General features: G+C 71.2%; 15 protein-coding genes. 7 read left to right on the top strand and 8 right to left on the bottom strand.

All coding sequences use genetic code 11. From position 1 onward, the window contains the following. The 7 genes from MJ607_RS15195 to MJ607_RS15225 form a co-directional block, all read right to left on the bottom strand. Positions 1 to 936: a carbohydrate ABC transporter permease gene (locus MJ607_RS15195; protein WP_243076449.1), complete on the bottom strand. Its 936-nt coding sequence runs from the start codon at positions 934 to 936 to the stop codon at positions 1 to 3. Next, complete coding sequence (locus MJ607_RS15200; RefSeq protein WP_243076450.1) at positions 933 to 1,928, bottom strand: carbohydrate ABC transporter permease; 996 nt, start codon at positions 1,926 to 1,928, stop codon at positions 933 to 935. The genes MJ607_RS15195 and MJ607_RS15200 overlap by 4 nt, the downstream gene beginning before the upstream one ends. A gap of 73 nt (positions 1,929 to 2,001) precedes the next feature. Continuing rightward, positions 2,002 to 3,306 (bottom strand): ABC transporter substrate-binding protein, encoded by a 1,305-nt coding sequence (locus tag MJ607_RS15205; RefSeq protein WP_243076451.1) that lies wholly within the window; start codon positions 3,304 to 3,306, stop codon positions 2,002 to 2,004. Between the two features lie 284 nt (positions 3,307 to 3,590). After that, a complete protein-coding gene (locus MJ607_RS15210) occupies positions 3,591 to 4,544 on the bottom strand; it encodes a family 43 glycosylhydrolase (protein WP_243076452.1) in 954 nt (317 codons plus the stop codon). Further along, a complete protein-coding gene (locus MJ607_RS15215; protein ID WP_243076453.1) occupies positions 4,537 to 5,700 on the bottom strand; it encodes a Gfo/Idh/MocA family protein in 1,164 nt (387 codons plus the stop codon). Before MJ607_RS15215 ends, MJ607_RS15210 begins: the two co-directional genes overlap by 8 nt. Beyond that, positions 5,697 to 6,632, bottom strand: coding sequence for a PmoA family protein (locus tag MJ607_RS15220; RefSeq protein WP_243076454.1), 936 nt, complete (start codon positions 6,630 to 6,632; stop codon positions 5,697 to 5,699). The genes MJ607_RS15215 and MJ607_RS15220 overlap by 4 nt, the downstream gene beginning before the upstream one ends. Before the next feature lie 234 nt (positions 6,633 to 6,866). Further along, a complete protein-coding gene (locus MJ607_RS15225; protein WP_243076455.1) occupies positions 6,867 to 8,636 on the bottom strand; it encodes an ABC transporter ATP-binding protein in 1,770 nt (589 codons plus the stop codon). A 58-nt stretch (positions 8,637 to 8,694) separates the two neighbouring features. Here MJ607_RS15225 and MJ607_RS15230 point away from each other — a divergent pair, with 58 nt between their 5' ends. Together MJ607_RS15230 and MJ607_RS15235 are read left to right on the top strand one after the other, a co-directional pair. Beyond that, entirely contained in the window at positions 8,695 to 8,979 is a 285-nt protein-coding gene (locus MJ607_RS15230; RefSeq protein WP_243076456.1) for a GDSL-type esterase/lipase family protein, read from the top strand. After that, a complete protein-coding gene (locus MJ607_RS15235) occupies positions 8,976 to 9,365 on the top strand; it encodes a hypothetical protein (protein WP_243076457.1) in 390 nt (129 codons plus the stop codon). Before MJ607_RS15230 ends, MJ607_RS15235 begins: the two co-directional genes overlap by 4 nt. 188 nt (positions 9,366 to 9,553) lie before the next feature. Here the strand turns inward: MJ607_RS15235 and MJ607_RS15240 are convergent, their stop codons facing one another. Further along, positions 9,554 to 10,534 carry a Xaa-Pro peptidase family protein gene (locus MJ607_RS15240; protein WP_243076704.1) on the bottom strand — a complete coding sequence of 327 codons (981 nt, stop codon included), beginning with the start codon at positions 10,532 to 10,534 and terminating at the stop codon, positions 9,554 to 9,556. Positions 10,535 to 10,731: 197 nt separating this feature from the next. On the opposite strand from MJ607_RS15240, the gene MJ607_RS15245 reads away from it, so the two are divergent. The 5 genes from MJ607_RS15245 (at position 10,732) to MJ607_RS15265 (ending at position 16,659) form a co-directional block, all read left to right on the top strand. Further along, on the top strand, positions 10,732 to 11,700 hold the full coding sequence (locus MJ607_RS15245) for a LacI family DNA-binding transcriptional regulator (RefSeq protein ID WP_243076705.1): 969 nt from the start codon (positions 10,732 to 10,734) through the stop codon (positions 11,698 to 11,700). A gap of 621 nt (positions 11,701 to 12,321) precedes the next feature. Next, entirely contained in the window at positions 12,322 to 13,656 is a 1,335-nt protein-coding gene (locus MJ607_RS15250; RefSeq protein WP_243076458.1) for a Gfo/Idh/MocA family protein, read from the top strand. Beyond that, the gene (locus MJ607_RS15255; protein ID WP_243076459.1) at positions 13,653 to 14,684 is read left to right on the top strand and encodes an NAD(P)-dependent oxidoreductase; all 1,032 of its coding nucleotides are present in this window, start codon (positions 13,653 to 13,655) and stop codon (positions 14,682 to 14,684) included. Before MJ607_RS15250 ends, MJ607_RS15255 begins: the two co-directional genes overlap by 4 nt. Beyond that, positions 14,651 to 15,586: a 5-dehydro-4-deoxyglucarate dehydratase gene (locus tag MJ607_RS15260; protein ID WP_243076460.1), complete on the top strand. Its 936-nt coding sequence runs from the start codon at positions 14,651 to 14,653 to the stop codon at positions 15,584 to 15,586. The genes MJ607_RS15255 and MJ607_RS15260 overlap by 34 nt, the downstream gene beginning before the upstream one ends. Beyond that, complete coding sequence (locus tag MJ607_RS15265) at positions 15,583 to 16,659, top strand: mandelate racemase/muconate lactonizing enzyme family protein (RefSeq protein WP_243076461.1); 1,077 nt, start codon at positions 15,583 to 15,585, stop codon at positions 16,657 to 16,659. Before MJ607_RS15260 ends, MJ607_RS15265 begins: the two co-directional genes overlap by 4 nt. Positions 16,660 to 16,720: the final 61 nt, after the last annotated feature.

The following is a 16,720-nucleotide window of genomic DNA, read 5'->3' on the forward strand; positions in this document are numbered from 1 at the left end:
CTAGCCCTTCAGACCCTGTGTCGCGACGCCGTCGACGAGGAAGCGCTGGAACACGAGGAAGAACAGCAGGATCGGGATGAGGGCGATGAACGACGCCGTCGCGGTCGCGCCGTAGTCGCTGGACTGCGTCTGGTCGTTGTACAGGCGCAGCGCGATCGGCAGCGGGTACAGGTCGGGGCTCGTGATGTAGAGGAGTGGTCCGAGGAAGTCGTTCCACGCCCAGATGAACGCGAAGATCGCGCACGTGATGAGCGCCGGCTTGATGAGCGGCAGGATGATCGACCAGAAGATCCGCATGTGGCCGGCGCCGTCGATGCGGGCCGCCTCGTCCATGTCGCGGGGCATCTGGCGGATGAACTGCACGAGCAGGAAGACGAAGAAGGCCTCGGTCGCGAGGAACTTCGGCAGCAGCAGCGGCCAGTAGGTGTCGATCATCCCCAGGTTGTTGAAGATGATGTACTGCGGGATGATCACGACGTGGAACGGCAGCAGGAGCGTGCCGATCATCGCGGCGAACAGGACGCCGAGGCCCTTGAACTGCACTCGTGCGAACGCGTACGCGGCGAGGGCTGACGAGAGCACCGTGCCGATCACGCTGACGGCGGCGAGGATGAAGCTGTTCAGGAAGAACCGCCACATCGGGACGCCCGCGATGCCCTCCCACATCTTGGCGTAGTTGTCGAGCGTGGGCTGCTGGGGCAGGAGCCCCGGCTGGCCGAACTCGCCGTTGGGCTTGAAGGTCGCGAAGAAGAGCCATACGAGCGGGTAGAGCACGACCGCCGTGATGATCAGGAGCACGGCGAACCAGATGATGGTCTGCCAGGTCTTGCGCTTGATCGTGCGACGGCCCGACGGCTCGTTCGTCGTGATCGCGACGGTGTCGAGCTGGTTCTCGACCGTGGCGAGGGCGGGCTCGGAGAAGCTGGAGGTTGTCATCGGTTGTCTCCCGAGTAGTGCACCCAGGAGCGCTGGGTGCGGAAGAGGATGAAGGCGATGATCGCGACGACCACGAGCAGCACCCAGGCGATCGCGGCGGCGTAGCCCATGCGACCGTCGCTGAAGCCCGTCTTGTACAGGTACAGCGTGATGAAGTTGGTCATGCCGGCAGGGCCGCCGGTGCCGTTCGAGATGATGTAGGCCGAGCCGAAGATCTGGAACGCGCCGATCAGGCCGAGCAGCAGGTTGAAGAAGATGACCGGCGAGAGCATCGGGATCGTCACGGCGCGGAACTTGTTCCACGGGCCGGCGCCGTCCATCTCGGCCGCCTCGTAGAGCTCCTTCGGGATCTGCTTGAGGCCCGCGAGGAAGATGACCATCGTCGCGCCGAACTGCCACACCGCGAGCAGGATCATCATCGGCATGATCATCGCGGGGTTGCCGACCCAGCCGCCGATGTCGATGCCGAGGAACTGCTGGAAGTTGTCGACCGGGCCGCCCGTGGAGAACATCGCCCTCCACACGATCGCGACCGAGACCGACGCCGCGATGAGCGAGGGAGCGTAGAACGCCGAGCGGAAGAAGCCGCTGCCCTTGTCGCGGTAGTTCAGCAGCATCGCGGCGCCCAGCGCCGCGGCGAGCATGATGGGGGTTCCGATCAGCACGTAGACGAGCGTGATCTGCGCGGACTGGATGAAGTTCGGGTCCTTGGTGAACAGCCGGATGTAGTTCTCGAACCCCACCCACTTGGGCGGGGAGAAGATGTTGTAGCTCGTGAACGACAGGTACAGCGAGTACACCATCGGCACGAGGGTGAGGCCGAAGAATCCGATCAGCCACGGGATGAGGAAGCCGTACCCCGTGAGGGTCTCGCGAACCGCCCGCTGCCGCTGGCCCGGTCGGTTCAGGAACTCGGTCTTCTCCTCGCGGAGGAGACGGCGCCTGGCGAGGGGCTTGTTGGTGACGATGGCTCTCGTCGGTGTCGTGCTCACAAGTACTCCAGTGTGATGAGGGAGCAGGTGGGGTCCGGAGCCCGGGCGTGATCGCCCGGGCCCCGGAAGTGGGTCATCCGTTGAGGACGATGTCCATCTCGTTGAAGAACTGCGAGACCGCGTCGTCGACCGTGATGGTGCCGAAGTTCAGCTCGGTGCCGAGCTGGCGGAACTTCTCCTCGAGCGTGCCGTAGCCGACGATCGGGACCGGCGGGGCGTCGCCCAGACGGTCGGCGATCGACGCCTCGTAGTCCTTGACCTGCTGGCTCAGCGGGTCGAGCTCGGCGGCGGCGAGAGCCGTCTCGGAGGCCGGGAGGCCGCGGTTGGTGCCGAAGATCTCACCGGACTCGGGCGAGTTGACGAGGAAGTTCACGAGCGTCGCGGCCGCCTCGGGGTGCTCGGTCTTGGCCGAGATCGTGTGCAGCATCGAGGGCTTCAGGTAGAGGTCCTTCGCGCCTTCCTTGGTGACGGGCGGTGCGATGAGACCGAGCTCGGTGTAGCCCTCGCCGAGGCCCGAGAGGTAGCCGGCGCCGAAGTTGTCCCACGTGAGCTCGCTCGCGGTCAGGGCCGAATCGAAGCCGCCCTTGGGGGCGACCTCCTCGACGCGCTGCTGCGGGATGCCGATGCCGTCGCGGATGTCCTGGCCGGACTCCCAGAACTCGGTGAGGCGCTCCTCGTCGAAGCCCGGCTCGCCGTCCTCGCTGAAGAGGTACGAGCCCTCCGAGCGCAGCTGGAGCTCGAAGTTCTGGATGCGGCCGCTGAAGTCGGAGCCGCCCCAGTACTCTCCGCCGCCGGCGTCGGTGATCTCGCCCATCCAGTCGGTGTAGTCCTCCCACGAGCCGCCTTCGAACTCGGCGACGCCGGCCTTCTCGAGCAGGACGGGGTTGGTGAAGAGGCCCCACGCGTTGGTCGACGTCGGGACGCCGTAGGTGGTGTCGTTGACGACGCCGATGTCGAGGATGTTCTGCGCGAGCGGCTCGGTGTCGATGATGTTGCCGAGGTACGGGTCGAGGTCGAGCAGCAGGTTGTTCTGCGCGTACTGGCGCAGGTAGGAGTAGTCGAACTGCATGACGTCGGGGAGGCCGCCACCGGCCGCCTCGGTCTGACGCTTCTCCCAGAAGTCGGGGAAGGGGAGGAACGTCGAGTTGACCGTGATGTTGGGGTACTCCTCGTTGAAGGCCGCGATGGCCTCGTCGTAGAGCGCCGCGCGGACGTCGTTGCCCCAGAAGGCGAGGTTGAGCGTCACCTTCTCGTTCGGGTCGAACGTGGGGGCGGTGTCAGGAGCGTCTCCTTCTCCGCCGCCTGCGCATCCTGCGAGCACGAGGGCTGCGCCCGCCGCGAGTGCGACGCCGGCGATTGCCCGCTTCTTGCTGAACATCCTTGTCCTCTCTTGAACGTCCCTGTTCGTCGTGCCCGGGACCGTCCGTTGTCCGTGTGTGCGGTGAGTTGTGACGATTTCCCCTGGTGCCGGGAAAGCGCTTGCCAGAAAGTTAGCACGCCGAAAAACGTTTCACAAGGGTCTCTTCGGACGAATGACACGATTCAATGCTCGGGGTGAGGGCGCCGAGGCGCGACGGGACCGGGTGGCGCGCTGCGCAGCATCCCGAACTGCGACACCGCGCGTTGCGAGCCCCGATGCGGAGCCCGGCGCGGGCACGGCTCTCAGCGCGTGCAGACCAGCTCGCCCGCGACGACCGCGAGGCGTGCGACGTGGACGGCGCTCGGCCGTGACCCGGAATCGGACACTGCGGCCTCGGATCCGTCCCACCACGGGTGCGTGAAGTAGTAGAGCCGCGCGCTGCCGGGACCGGCCGGATCGACGACGACGGCGCCGTGGCGTCCGATCTCGACTCCCTCGCCTTCGGTCTCGCCGAGGATCACGGCATCCGCTCCCCCTTGCCGCTCCCACACGACGGCGTCGCGCGAGCGGTGCACGGCCATGCCCCGCCATTCGTCCGTGATCATCCACCACGAGCCGCCGAGCGCGAAGACGAACGGGCCCTCGTGCGAGCGGCCTCCGATCGCCGTGCCGTCGAGCCGCCACGAGACGAGATCGAGGGATGCGGCGACCTTCGTGACCGAATCCGCGGCTTCATCCTTGTACCAGAGCCGCCACGAGCCGTCGGGGCAGCGTGCGACTGCCGCGTCGATGACGCGATCGCTCTCGAGGACGAGCGGGCCGATGCGCTCCCACGTCGCGAGATCGTCCGAGACGTACTCGACGATGTGCCGCGCATGCCCCGGCCACTGGTCGGGGATGCCCTCGATCTCGGTGAGGTACATGCGCCAGCGCGCACCGTCGTGGATGACCTCGGGCGCCCAGTGCGTCTCGCCCACGACCGCGGGCGGCGGGCCTTCGCGCAGGCGCAGGCCTGCGGCATCCGGCTCCAGAGTGCCGACGTACGACCAGGTTTCACCATCGTCGGAGCGCGCGACGCCGATGCGGCTGCCGTGCACCCACGCGACACCGGCGCCCGGGTCGGGGTGCGTCGCGCGGCGCTGCGTGTAGAACATCCACGATCCCTCGGCCGTGCGGACGACTGTCGGGTCGGTCGCGCCGTCGTAGACCGGGTCGCGGTAGATCTCGCCGGGGGCGGCGCCCCTCGTGTCAGTCATGACGACCCTCGCGATGGTCGGCGACGGGGCTCTCGAAGCCGGCGCGGTGGGTCGGGTGCGTCGCGAGGTCGCTCGGCGTGACGACGGCTCCGTCGGCGGCGGCGGACGCGTAGATCGCGGCGACGATCTCGAACGATCGTGCTGGAGCGTCGGCCGTCGGCGGCAGCGGAGCGCCCGCGAGGAGGCTGTCGAAGACGTCGCGCAGGAGCGGCTCGTGGTCGCTGCGCTCCTCGAGGTCGGGAAGGGCCCATCGTTCGGCCTCAACCTCGAATCCGGGAGCGGGAGTGATGCGCCAGTTCTCGTGTCCGTGGCCGTAGAGATGATCGACCGTGACGGTCGCCTTCTGCGTGTCGATCCGGATCGAGCTCGTCTCGCGCGGCGAGACGGCGCTCGTGACGACTTGCGCCACGACACCGTTCGCGAACTCGACAGTCGCGGTCGAGGCGTCTTCGGTCTGCGTCTCGCGATCGAGCCGCCAGAGCCGCCCCTGCACGCTGATCCAGTCGCCGAGCAGGAACGCGAGCAGATCGAGCTGATGGATGCCGTGGCCGAGCGTCGTGCCGCCGCCCTCTGTCGCCCACTTGCCCCGCCACGGGACGTCGAAGTAGGCCTGATCGCGGTACCAGAGCGTCTCGCACACCGCGATGAGCGGCCGTCCGAGCGCGCCGTCCTCGAGCAGCCGCCGGACGTGCGCCGCCGCGGTGCCGGTGCGCTGCTGGAAGACGACGGCGAGCTGCCGGCCCGCGGCTGCCGCGGCCGCGCGCATCTCGTCGAGCTCGTCGAGCGACGGTGCGGGAGGCTTCTCGACCACGACGTGCGCGCCCGCCGCGAACGCGGCGAGGGTCTGATCGCGATGCGCGATCGGCGGGGTGCAGATGTGGACGACATCGGGATGCTCCGCCTCGAGCAGCTCGTCGAGCGTGTCGTAGACCTTGGGGGTGTTGGTCCGACCCGCCTCGGCCGTGCCGGCGGGCTCGGCCGTGCCGGCGGGCTCGGCCGCGCCGGCGCTCGACTGGGCCGCGAAGGCCTCGGCGCGCTCGCGCGAGAGGTCGGTCACCGCGACGAGCTCTGCGGCGGGGTGGGCCGCGATCCCGCGCGCGTGGGCGTGCGAGATGGCTCCTGTGCCGACGATGGCGCAGCGGAGGGTGCGGGTCATGCGTATACCTCGGAGGTCTCGTGGGTGAAGTCGGTCGCGGGGACGGTGCGCAGCTCGGCGACGAGGTCGGCTCCGACGGTCGGCGCGAGGGATGCGACATCCGCTCCGCCGATCACGAATGCGGCGGCGAGCACAAGTGTCCCGCCCGGCTCGAGGACTGTCTCGTCGAAGAAGAAGGGGGCGGGGCAGAGTCCTGCGTACTCCGCGCTGCGCGCGAACCAGGGGCCACCGCCCGACGCCTGGTCGAGCGCGAGCACGCCCGCAGAGCGATCGGGCGCGACGAAGGCGAGCCACGGGCCGGAGGCGCCGCGGGCCGCGTCGCCCGCCTCGCCGCCGGGTCCCTGGATCGAGCCGCCCCTCCACGCCGCGGGGCCGCGCCAGAAGATGCCGGCGTATCCGGCGTTCTCGCGGCCCTTCGAGGTGGGCGATCCGAACGCGAGCGACTCCCCCGAGACGTTGACGAGGGCGCTCCGCCACGTGAGCGCCCACGCGTCGTCGCCGACGGCGCGGGCCGTGAGGATGCGGTGCTCGGTCAGCACGGAGGTGCCGTCCTGGCTGCGCCAGTCGAGGCGCTCGTCGATGCGGGCGAGCGAGGCCGCGGCATCCGCTATCGGTGTATCGGACGCGACGAACGCGCCGTGGACCTGCGCGCCGTTGTTCGGAAGCTGCACGTAGCCCTCGTCGCGGACGTACGTCGGGCCGCCCCAGAAGTTGTGCACGCCGACGTTGGGGAGGGCGAGCGAGAGGCCCTTGTGCCACACGTGGTCGTCGGGCCGGTAGGCCGTGACGTCGAGGCCTTTGCGGTCGCGCAGCAGGAGGTAGGGCCGCGGCGACTCGAGCTGCGGCTCGGTCGGGGCGTAGACGTACTCCGCGAGCGTGCGCTCGCCGTCGCGCAGTGCGAGCCGTCCGGGCTCGCCGGGCTCGAAGTGCATGCGACCTCCGCGTATGTGTGGTGTCTCCACTGTAGGCGCGCCAGCGGGAAAGCGCTATCCCGGATGCTTGCGGTGCGCAACCGGCGTCGAAACCACGCGAACTGCGGCCGATGGGTGGTGGCATCCGTCATTCGTGCGGTTTCGACGGGTGCGGGCCGGATGCGGGGCGCATGCAGGGCGGATGCAGGGCGGATGCAGGGCGGATGCCGCGCGGAGGCGGACGGGAAGACGGCGTCAGCCGGCCTGCGTCAGGTGCAGCTGTGCGTAGCGGCCGTCTCGCGCGAGCAGCTCGTCGTGCGAGCCGGACTCGACGATGCGTCCGTGCTCGAGCACGACGATGCGGTCGGCCTCGCGGATCGTCGAGAGCCGGTGCGCGACGACGAGGGTCGTACGCCCCTTCATGAGGCGGCCGAGCGCCTCTTTGACGAGGGCTTCGGACTCGGGATCGAGCGCGCTCGTCGCCTCGTCGAGGAGCAGGATGCGAGGGTCGCGGACGAGGGCGCGTGCGATCGCGAGCCGCTGGCGCTGGCCGCCCGAGAGCCGCGCGCCGCGCTCGCCCACGACGGTGTCCCAGCCCTGCGACTGCGAGCGGACGAATTCGAGCGCGTTGGCGCCGCGCAGCGCCTCGGTGACGATCTCGTCCGTCGCGTGCTGCAGACCGTACGCGACGTTCTCGCGGATCGTGCCCTCGAAGAGCACCGACTCCTGCGGCACGACCGAGATCGATCGGCGCACGCTGCGCAGATCCAGCAGCTGCATGTCGGAGCCGTCGAGGAGAATGCGTCCACCGGTCGGGCGGACGAACCCGAGCACGAGGTTGAGGAGGGTTGACTTGCCCGAGCCCGACGATCCGACGAAGGCGACCGTCTCGCCGGGCGCGATGTCGAGGTCGACGTCGCGCAGGGCGTCGACATCGGCATCCGGATATCTGTGCGTGGCCCGCTCGAGGGTGATGCGCCCCTCGACGCGGTCGACGCGGCGCTTGCCCTCGTTCTGCTCGAGGTCGGGCTCCTGCAGCACCTCGGCCATCGAGCGGACCGACTCGATGCCGCGCGCGCCGACCGGGATGAGCATGAGCAGCTGCGTGAGGCCGCCCGTCAGGAGCGCGAAGTAGGTCGAGAGGAGGACGACCTCGCCCGGCGTGATCGGGAGGAACCCCGTGAGCGAGAAGATCGCCGCGAGACCGAGGCATCCCACCCCGAGCAGCTGCATCGTGACCCACGAGATCGACGCGACGTGGCCGTTGAGCATGTCGAGGTGCAGGCCCGCGCGACGCACGCCGTCGGCACCCGTCGCGACCCGCGTCACGGCGGTCTGCTCGAGGCCGTGCGCGCGCGTCACAGGGATGAGCGAGGCCATCTCGCCGACGCGGGCGGCGAGACCCTCCATCTCGCGGCGGAATGTCGCGTTGCGCACTTCGGTGCGTCGCCGCAGGCTCGCGCGCAGCCCGATCGCGATCGGAACCGCGAGCGCGTAGACCGGGAGGAACTGGGGGACCGCGATCGCCGTCATCGTGATGGCGCCCGTGAGCACCATGACCGACGAGAGGAGCGGGTGGGTCACCTGCTGCAGCATGAGCTCGACGTTCTCGACGTCGCGGACGACCTTGCTCTGCACGAGCGACGAGCTGACGCGCGTGTGATAGCCGATCGAGAGGCTCTGGAGGCGCTCGGCGAGCGCGTTGCGCAGGTCGACGCCCGAGTCGCGGACGACCGTCATGAAGTTGCGCGTGTAGATCAGGTGGTTGGGGTAGTTCTGAATCAGCAGAACCGCTGCGAGCGCGAGCCAGCCGAGCACCTCGACGACATCACCCCCGTCCGCGACGATGTCGATGATCGCCGCCGTCACGACGGGGAGGAACCACAGCGGGATCTCCTTGAGCGCGAAGGCGAGGATCGCGACGGTCATGCGTCCGGGGCGGCGCAGAAGCAGGCGCAGCACCGATCGGGTCGGATGGGCTCCGTCGACGACGTCGGTTGCGCTGGTAAACGCTTTCTGGGCCATGCTTCAATGGTAGCGATCGGCTCGGCGTCGAGCCGCGGAGATTTCCACGGAGGCCTCGATGACCTACCACCTGGCCGGCGACTCGACGGTCGCCGATGCGAAGCCCGGCGAGTACCCGATGTCGGGGTGGGGCGGCGAGCTCGCGCACTTCGTCGGCCGGCCCGTCCGCAATCTCGCGTTCGGCGGAGCCACGACCGAGTCGTTCCTGCAGACGGGAACGTGGGCCGCGCTCCTCGCCGCTGTCGCCCCTTCGGACACGGTCGTCATCCAGTTCGGTCACAACGATCAGAAGATCCCGGAGCTCTCGGCGCGGGCGGCTACGCCGAGCGGCTCCGCCGCATGACGACGGATGCCCGCGCCCAGGGCGCGACGGTCGTCCTCTGCACTTCGGCCGAGCGCCGGTGGTTCGACGGCGAGCGGGTCACGCCGACGCACGGCGACTACCCCAACGCCGTGCGCGACGTCGCGCACGAGCTCGACGCGCCGCTGATCGATCTCACGGCGTTCACGACGTGGCTGTACGAGGACCTCGGGGACGCGGCATCCCGAGCTCTGCTGTCGCATTTCGCGCCGGGCGAGTTCGCGGACTGGCCCGAGGGCCTCGCCGACGACACGCACTTCCGCGTCGAGGGCGCCCGCCGCATCGCGGCGTTCGTCGCACGGTCGCTGCGGGCGATCGAGCGCAGCGACGGCGATGGTCCCGCGCGGGGGTCGCAGCTCGTGAGCTGACCCCATCGCAGGCACGCGGATGGCGCTCGTCGCGTGGTCCACCTCGCTGCTGCGCCTGACCTTCGAGGCCCCAGTCTGCGGTCGAGTCGGGCACCTCGGCGTCCTGGGGATCGCGACCAGATTTCGTCCGACGCCTCGACGAGATCGGCGACCGCTGCCTGCCCGGCGAGACCCGGACGCCGGGAGCGTCAGTACGGGCGCGCCACGGGCCGATCGAGCGCGCCGACCCGCACGGTCGGCCAGCGGGGATCGACCGTGAGCACCTCGACCCCGGCGCTCGAGACGAGCACGGTGTCTTCGACCTTGACCCCTGGGGCGCTGGGGTTCCATGCGAAGGCGTGGTTCTCCTGCACGAGGTCGGCGGTCGCGGGGGTCGCTCGCGGGTCGCGGCCCGCGTAGCCCGTCGGTCCGCCCTGGTGATGGCGGCGCCACTCGTCCGCGTCGAAGCCCGCGGCGGCGTACCCCGCGGTGCCGGCGGCGAAGACCTCGTCAAGTCGCGCGCCCGGCCGCGTCGCGTCGAGGAACGCCGTCTCGACCTCGAGGATCGCCTCAGGGGCCGGACCCTCCAGCCGGGAGGGACCGGATGCTCCCACCCACCGCGTGACGTTCGCGATGAGGCCGTGCCGGCGCCCGCACGCGACGAGCATCGCGCGGCGGCCGAGCACGGCAGCCGTCGGCAGCGGATGCCGGTGCGCGACGCGGGACTCCCCGGCGACGAGGATCACGAGCGGGTCGATCCCGCGCGCAACGAGGCCCTCGGCGAGCTCGGCGGCAGCGACGCGCTCCGTCATCTCCGGACGCAGAAGGGCCGCGGCATCCGTCATCGCCTCCGCGGCATCCCGGCAGAGACTCCGGTAGCGGTCGCGCTCGGCGGGCAGCAGGCTCGCGCGGGCGGCGCGAAGAGCGGGGGCGACGGATGCCTCTCCCCCGGCCGCCCCGATCTGCGCGGCGGCCTCGGCCGGGGGCGTGAGCCACGGGACGCGCACGATGCGCGACGCGTCACTCGGCAGGAGCTCTTCGGCAACGAGCCGGTCCGCCTCGTTGTCGGCGACGAAGAGCGTGTCGCCCCCGGCGTCGACGCGGACGGCGAGCACGGGCGGGCCCGCGAGCGACACGTGCGAGCGGATGCCCTCGAGGTACCACGAGACCGCTTCGTGCGACGTGAGCAGCAGGGCGTCGACCCCCGCGGCGGTGCGCACGGCGTCGATGCGGCGCTGCTTCTCGCGGCGATCGGCTTCGGAACGCGGCATCCCGATCCCTTCGATAAAACGCTTTCTCGATAGTATGGACGAGGATCTCACCTCGCGGATCCGCGGAGCGGACGGGAGAGCTCGTGCGACGATCGTCGGCCAAGCAGACGACCATCATGGATGTCGCGAAGCACGCCGGAGTCTCGCTCTCGACGGTCTCGCGGGTCATGAACGGCAATCCGACCGTCGACGCGGCGCTCGCCGGGCGCGTGCGCGATGCCGCCGCCGAGCTCGGCTACACCGCGAGCCCCCTCGCACGCAGTCTCGTGCTGGGCCGCACGCAGACGGTCGCGGTGGTCGTGCCGGACCTCGGCAACCCGACGTTCCAGGCGGTGCTGCGGGGGCTCAGCCGCGCCGCCGCCGCCGACGGCTACCACGTGCTCATCGCCGACTCCGCCGAGCAGGTCGGCGAGGAGCGCGTGCTCGCGATCGAGACGCGGCGGCGCACGGACGGGCTCGTCCTGTGCGCTCCGCGCATGCCCGAGGAGGAGCTCGCGGCGCTCCTCCCCCAGGTCGGCCCCGTCGTCCTGGTCAACCGCACCCTCGACGGCGCCCCGACGATCGCGGCCGAGTACGGCACGGCGCTGCGCGCGCTCGCGGAGCACCTGCACGACCTCGGGCACCGCCGCCTCGTCTACCTCGCGGGCGTCGCGCGCAGCGCTTCGAACGCGGCGCGACTCGCGGCCCTCGCCGAATTCCGCGCGGCACACCCCGACGTCGAGCTGACCGAGCTCGCCTCGGGCGTCGACTTCGACAGCGGAGCCGCGGCGGCCGACGCCGTGCTCGCGACCCGCGCGACGGGCGTGCTCGCGTTCAACGACCTCGTCGCGATGGGCCTACTCTCGGCCCTCGCCGACCGGGGCGTGCGCGTGCCCGACGACATCTCGATCACGGGCTTCGACGACATCCCCTTCGCGCGCTACACGTCGCCGCCCCTCACGACGGCGTCGGTTCCGGCCGCCGACCTGGGCGCGCGCGCCTGGCAGGCGATGACCGCGGCACTTGCGGGGACGGATGCCGCATCCTCCGTCCGCCTCACCCCGGACGTCGTGCTGCGGGGCAGCACCGGGCCGGCTCCGGCCTGACCCGCCCGGGCGCTCGGCCCTGCCCTCCCGCGCCCCGTCACGCTTGGGGTGAGGCGTCGCCGCCACCCAGCACCCCACCCGACACGAACCCACCCCACGCGAACGCACGGGCCTCGTCGGGGTGAGGCGCGGCCGCCACCCACAGGCCCACCCGGCGCGAACTCACCCCACGCGAACGCACGGGCCTCGTCGGGGTGAGGCGTCGCCGCCACCCAGCACCCCACCCGGCACGAACTCACCCCACGCGAAAGCACGAACCACACTCGGGGTGAGGCGTCGCCGCCACCCCGCACCCCACGCGACACGAACCCACCCCACGCGAACGCACGGGCGGCGTCGGGGTGAGGCGTCGGCGCCACACAGCACCCGACCCCGCCGCAATGCAGGAGATTCGCGCAACGCAGGAGCGCGGCATCCATCCTCGTCCGACGAAAGCGCAGATCTCCGACGCTGCGGCGGGAGGAACGGATGCCGCTGCCGGCGGCGCCCCAAGCCGACGCGCGACCCGCGTCGGCCGAGGGCGGAGGCGCCGGGCGGACGCCCCAAGGTGACGGGCGCGACGCGAAGTGCTACGCTCGAGAAAACGTTTCCTGAAAACGCTTCCTGACATGAGGAGCCTCCATGAGTCACCGTCGGTACGCCGTCGTCGGAGCGGGCCACCGCGCGAGCATGTACATCGACGCGATCACCGGGACGTACGCCGACCGGGCCGCGCTCGTCGCGATCTGCGAGCCGAACCCGACGCGCGCGGCGTACTACGTCGACGTTGCGACGGGTCGCGGATTCGACGCGCCGACGGTGTGGCATCCCGATGCCCTCGAAGACATGATCCGCACGGAGCGCATCGACCGCGTCGTCATCTGCGCCCGTGACGACCTGCACGCTCCGCTCATCGTGCGCGCGCTCGAGGCGGGCGCCGACGTCGTCGTCGAGAAGCCGCTCACGATCGACGCGCCGAGCGCCGCCGCGATCGAGGAGGCCGTCGAGCGCACGGGCCGCGAGGTCGTCCTGACGTTCAACTACCGGTACTCGCCGCGGAACAGCGCGCTGCGCCAGGTGATCCAGGACGGCCTGATCGGCCGGGTCACGTCGGTCGACTTCTCGTGGATGCTCGACACGAAGCACGGCGCTGACTACTTCCGGCGCTGGCACCGCGAGAAGAAGAACTCCGGCGGCCTGCTCGTGCACAAGGCGAGCCACCACTTCGACCTCGTGAACTGGTGGATCCGCTCGACGCCGCGGCGCGTCTTCGCGTCGGGTGGGCTGCGGTTCTACGGTTCCGAGAATGCGGCGGATCGCGGCATCCGGAACCGTCCCGACCGCGGCACGCACGACGGCGCCGACGCGTTCGAACTCGACCTGCGCGGCGACGAACGCCTTAAGGCGCTCTACCTCGACGCGGAGCAGCACGACGGATACCGGCGCGACCTCGATGTCTTCAGCGACGGCATCACGATCGAGGACAACCTCGCGCTCGTCGTCGACTATGCCTCGGGCGCGACCCTCAGCTATTCGCTCAACGCCCATGCGCCCTGGGAGGGCTACCGCGTCGCGGTCAACGGCACCGAGGGCCGCGTCGAGCTCGACGTCGTCGAACGCGGCGCCGTCTTCGCCGACGAGGGCCTGCACCCGGTGCTCGATCCGAGCGCGTCCGATGCGGGCGAATCCGGATCGCTGCGCCCCGAGGGTGAGCGGCTGCTGCTGCAGCGGCACTGGGAGGCGCCCGTCGAGATCCCGATCCACAGCGAGGCGGGCGGGCACGGCGGCGGCGACGCGCTGCTGCTCTCGGACGTCTTCGTCGGCCCCGGCGACGACCCGCTCGCGCGCCCCGCCGACTGGCGCGACGGCGTGCAGTCCATCGCGGTCGGCATCGCCGGCAACCGCTCGCTCGAGACCGGCCTGCCCGTCGAGGTCGCGGAGCTCGGCATCCGTCTCCTCGAGAAGGCCCGCGTGTGACGCGCATCATCGTGACGGGCGGCGCCGGGCGCCTGGGCCGCAGTCTCGTCGCGGGGCTCTCAGCCGCGGGGCACGACCTCGTCTCGCTCGATCGCGCCGTCTCCGACGCCCCCGCGCTCGCAGAGGCGGAGCAGATCGCCGTCGATCTTTCGGACGCGGATGCCGCGGCGAGCGCGATCGCGGACGCCCGCGCCGACGCCCTCATCCACCTCGCCGCGATCGCCGTGCCCTTCAGCGCCCCCGAAGACGTCATCATGCGCACCAACACGGGGCTCGCGATCTCGGTGCTCGGCGGGGCCGTCGCCGCCGGCATCCCGAGGGTCATCGCGGCGTCGAGCCCGACGGTGCTCGGCTACGGCGCGCCGACCGGGTGGGTGCCAGACCGCTTCCCGCTCGACGAGGACACCCCGCCGCGCCCCTGGAACGCCTACGCCCTCTCGAAGCTCGTCATCGAGCAGTCGATCGCGATGCTCGCGCGCCAGACCGGCGACGCGACGCGGTTCGCGGCCTTCCGCCCCTGCTACGTCATCGCCCCCGAGGAGTGGGCGGGCGCTCCGACGCAGCAGGGGCACACGGTGCGCGAGCGGCTCGATGACCCCGCACTGTCGGCTCCCGCCGTCTTCAACTACGTCGATGCACGGGATGTCGCGTCCTTCGCCGACACGCTGCTCGGCGCCCTCCCCGAGATCCCCAACGGCGAGGTCTTCTTCGTGGGCGCCGACGACGCCCTGGCCCGCGAGCCGCTCGCCGGGCTCGTGCCGCGGTTCCATCCGGGCACCGACGAGGCGGCATCCGTCCTTACGGGCACCTCCCCCGCGTTCTCGAACGCCAAGGCCCGGCGCCTGCTCGGCTGGCAGCCGCGCCACGACTGGCGCTCCGAGCTCGAGCGAGCGGCGGCCGCGGCAGGCGCCGACGCGCACAACCCGACCGACTCGACCGCCCCCGGCGAGCGCACCCCCACCGACCAGACAGACGCACGAAAGGAGTCGCCGGCGTGGAGTTCGACGGCATTCTCTTCTTCCCGGTGACCCCGTTCGACGCGCAGGACCGCGTCGACACGGACATCCTCGAGCAGCACCTCGCGGCCTCCCTCGCGCACTCGCCCGGCGGCGTCTTCCCCGCGTGCGGGACGGGCGAGTTCCACGCCTTGTCGGCGTCCGAGGTCGCCACTGTCGTGCGCACGGCGGTCCGGGCGGTCGACGGACGGGTCCCGGTCGTCGCGGGAGCCGGCGGCCCCCTCGGGCACGCGCTCGAGGTCGTCCGCTCGGCCGCCGACGCGGGCGCCGACGCGCTGCTCGTCCTGCCGCCGTACCTCGTGGGCGGCCCGCAGCCGGGACTCGCCGCATACGTCGAGGCGATCGCCGCTGCATCCCCTCTGCCCGTCGTCGTGTATCACCGCGGGAACGCGCAGTACTCGGTCGAGACGGTCCGCCGGCTCGCCGCGAACCCCAAGATCGTGGGGTTCAAGGACGGCGTCGGCGACATCGGGACGGCGCAGCTCATCGTGCGCGCCGTCGCCGAGACGGGCCGCGACGACATGGCGTTCTTCAACGGCCTGCTGACGGCCGAGCTCACGCAGGCGGCGTACCGAGGCATCGGCATCCCGCTGTACTCGTCGGCCGCGTTCGCGATGATCCCCGAGGTCGCGAACGCGTACTACCGCGCGTACGTCGACGGCGACGAGACGCGGCGGCTCGCGCTGCTCGACGGCTTCTACGCGCCGCTCGTCGCGCTGCGCGACGAGACCCCGGGCTTCGGCGTCTCGCTCATCAAGGCGGGGCTGCGGCTCGGCGGGCTGCCCGTGGGCAGTGTGCGTCCGCCGCTCGTCGACCCGACGCCCGCTCAGGAGGAGCGCCTCGCTGCGATCCTCGAGGCGGGTCGCGCGCTCGTCGCGGACGCGCCAGCGACCGTCGAGCTCGCGCTGCCATGACCACGATCGCCGCCTTCGACGCGCGGCTCGTGCGCGTGCCGCTCACGCGGCCGTGGGCGTCCGACGTCACGAGCGTCGGCGTCATCGCGACGCACGTCGCGCGCTCGGACGGCGCGGAGGGCTGGGGCTTCTCGTGGACGCCGCAGATCGGCGCCGAGGCGGTGCTCGCGCACCTGAACCATGACATCGCGCCGTTCGCCGTCGGGCGCCCGGCCGACGCGGCCGAACTCTGGGACGCGACGTGGGCGCACATCCACGAAGCCGGCGGAGGCGGCGTCACGACGATCGGTCTCGCAGGGCTGGATCTGGCCGTGTGGGATGCCGCATCCCGCGCCGCCGGAACCTCGATCACCGACCACCTGGGCCAAGTGCGGTCGTCGGTGGCCGCCTATGGCAGCGGCGTGAACCTGCACTATTCGCAGGAGGAGCTGCTCGCGCAGGTGCAGCGGTGGATCGATGCGGGATTCGAGGGCGTCAAGATCAAGGTCGGCAAGCCCGACCTCGCGGAGGACGTCGCCCGGGTCGGCGCCGTCCGCGACCTGCTCGGGCCCGACCGCGCGCTGATGATCGACGCGAACCAGCGGTGGCATCTCGACCGCGCGGCGGAGTCGATCGAAGCACTCTCGGCCTTCGACCTCGCGTGGATCGAAGAACCCCTGCGCGCTGACGACCTCGCGGGCCACACCGAACTCGCGCAGCGCATCGACGTGCCGATCGCGGTCGGCGAGAACCTGCACACCGTCCACCGGTTCGGCGACTTCCTCCGCGCGGGCGCGGCGCAGATCGTGCAGCCCAACATCGTGCGCGTCGGCGGGATCACGCCCTTCCTGCGGATCGCGTCGCTCGCCGCCGAGCATCGGGTGCCGCTGCATCCGCACCTGCTCCCCGAGCTCTCGGGGCAGCTCGCCCTGACGCTGCCGGCCGTGCCGGGCGTCGCCGAGCCGCTCGCGGAGGATGTCGAGGACGCGGGCTTCGGAGCGCTCGGCGCCCTCGCCGACCCCTCGCCCGTCACGATCACCGAGGGGCGGCTCAGCGTCGTGCCGCACCTCGGGCTCGGCATCCGGTTCCGCTGACCCGGGCGCCTGCGCAGCCATGCCCCGCTCGGTCGCTGCCACGCCCGCCCGGCCGGCCTTG

The sequence above is a fragment of the Microbacterium sp. SS28 genome (assembly GCF_022761035.1).
GTDB lineage: Bacteria > Actinomycetota > Actinomycetes > Actinomycetales > Microbacteriaceae > Microbacterium.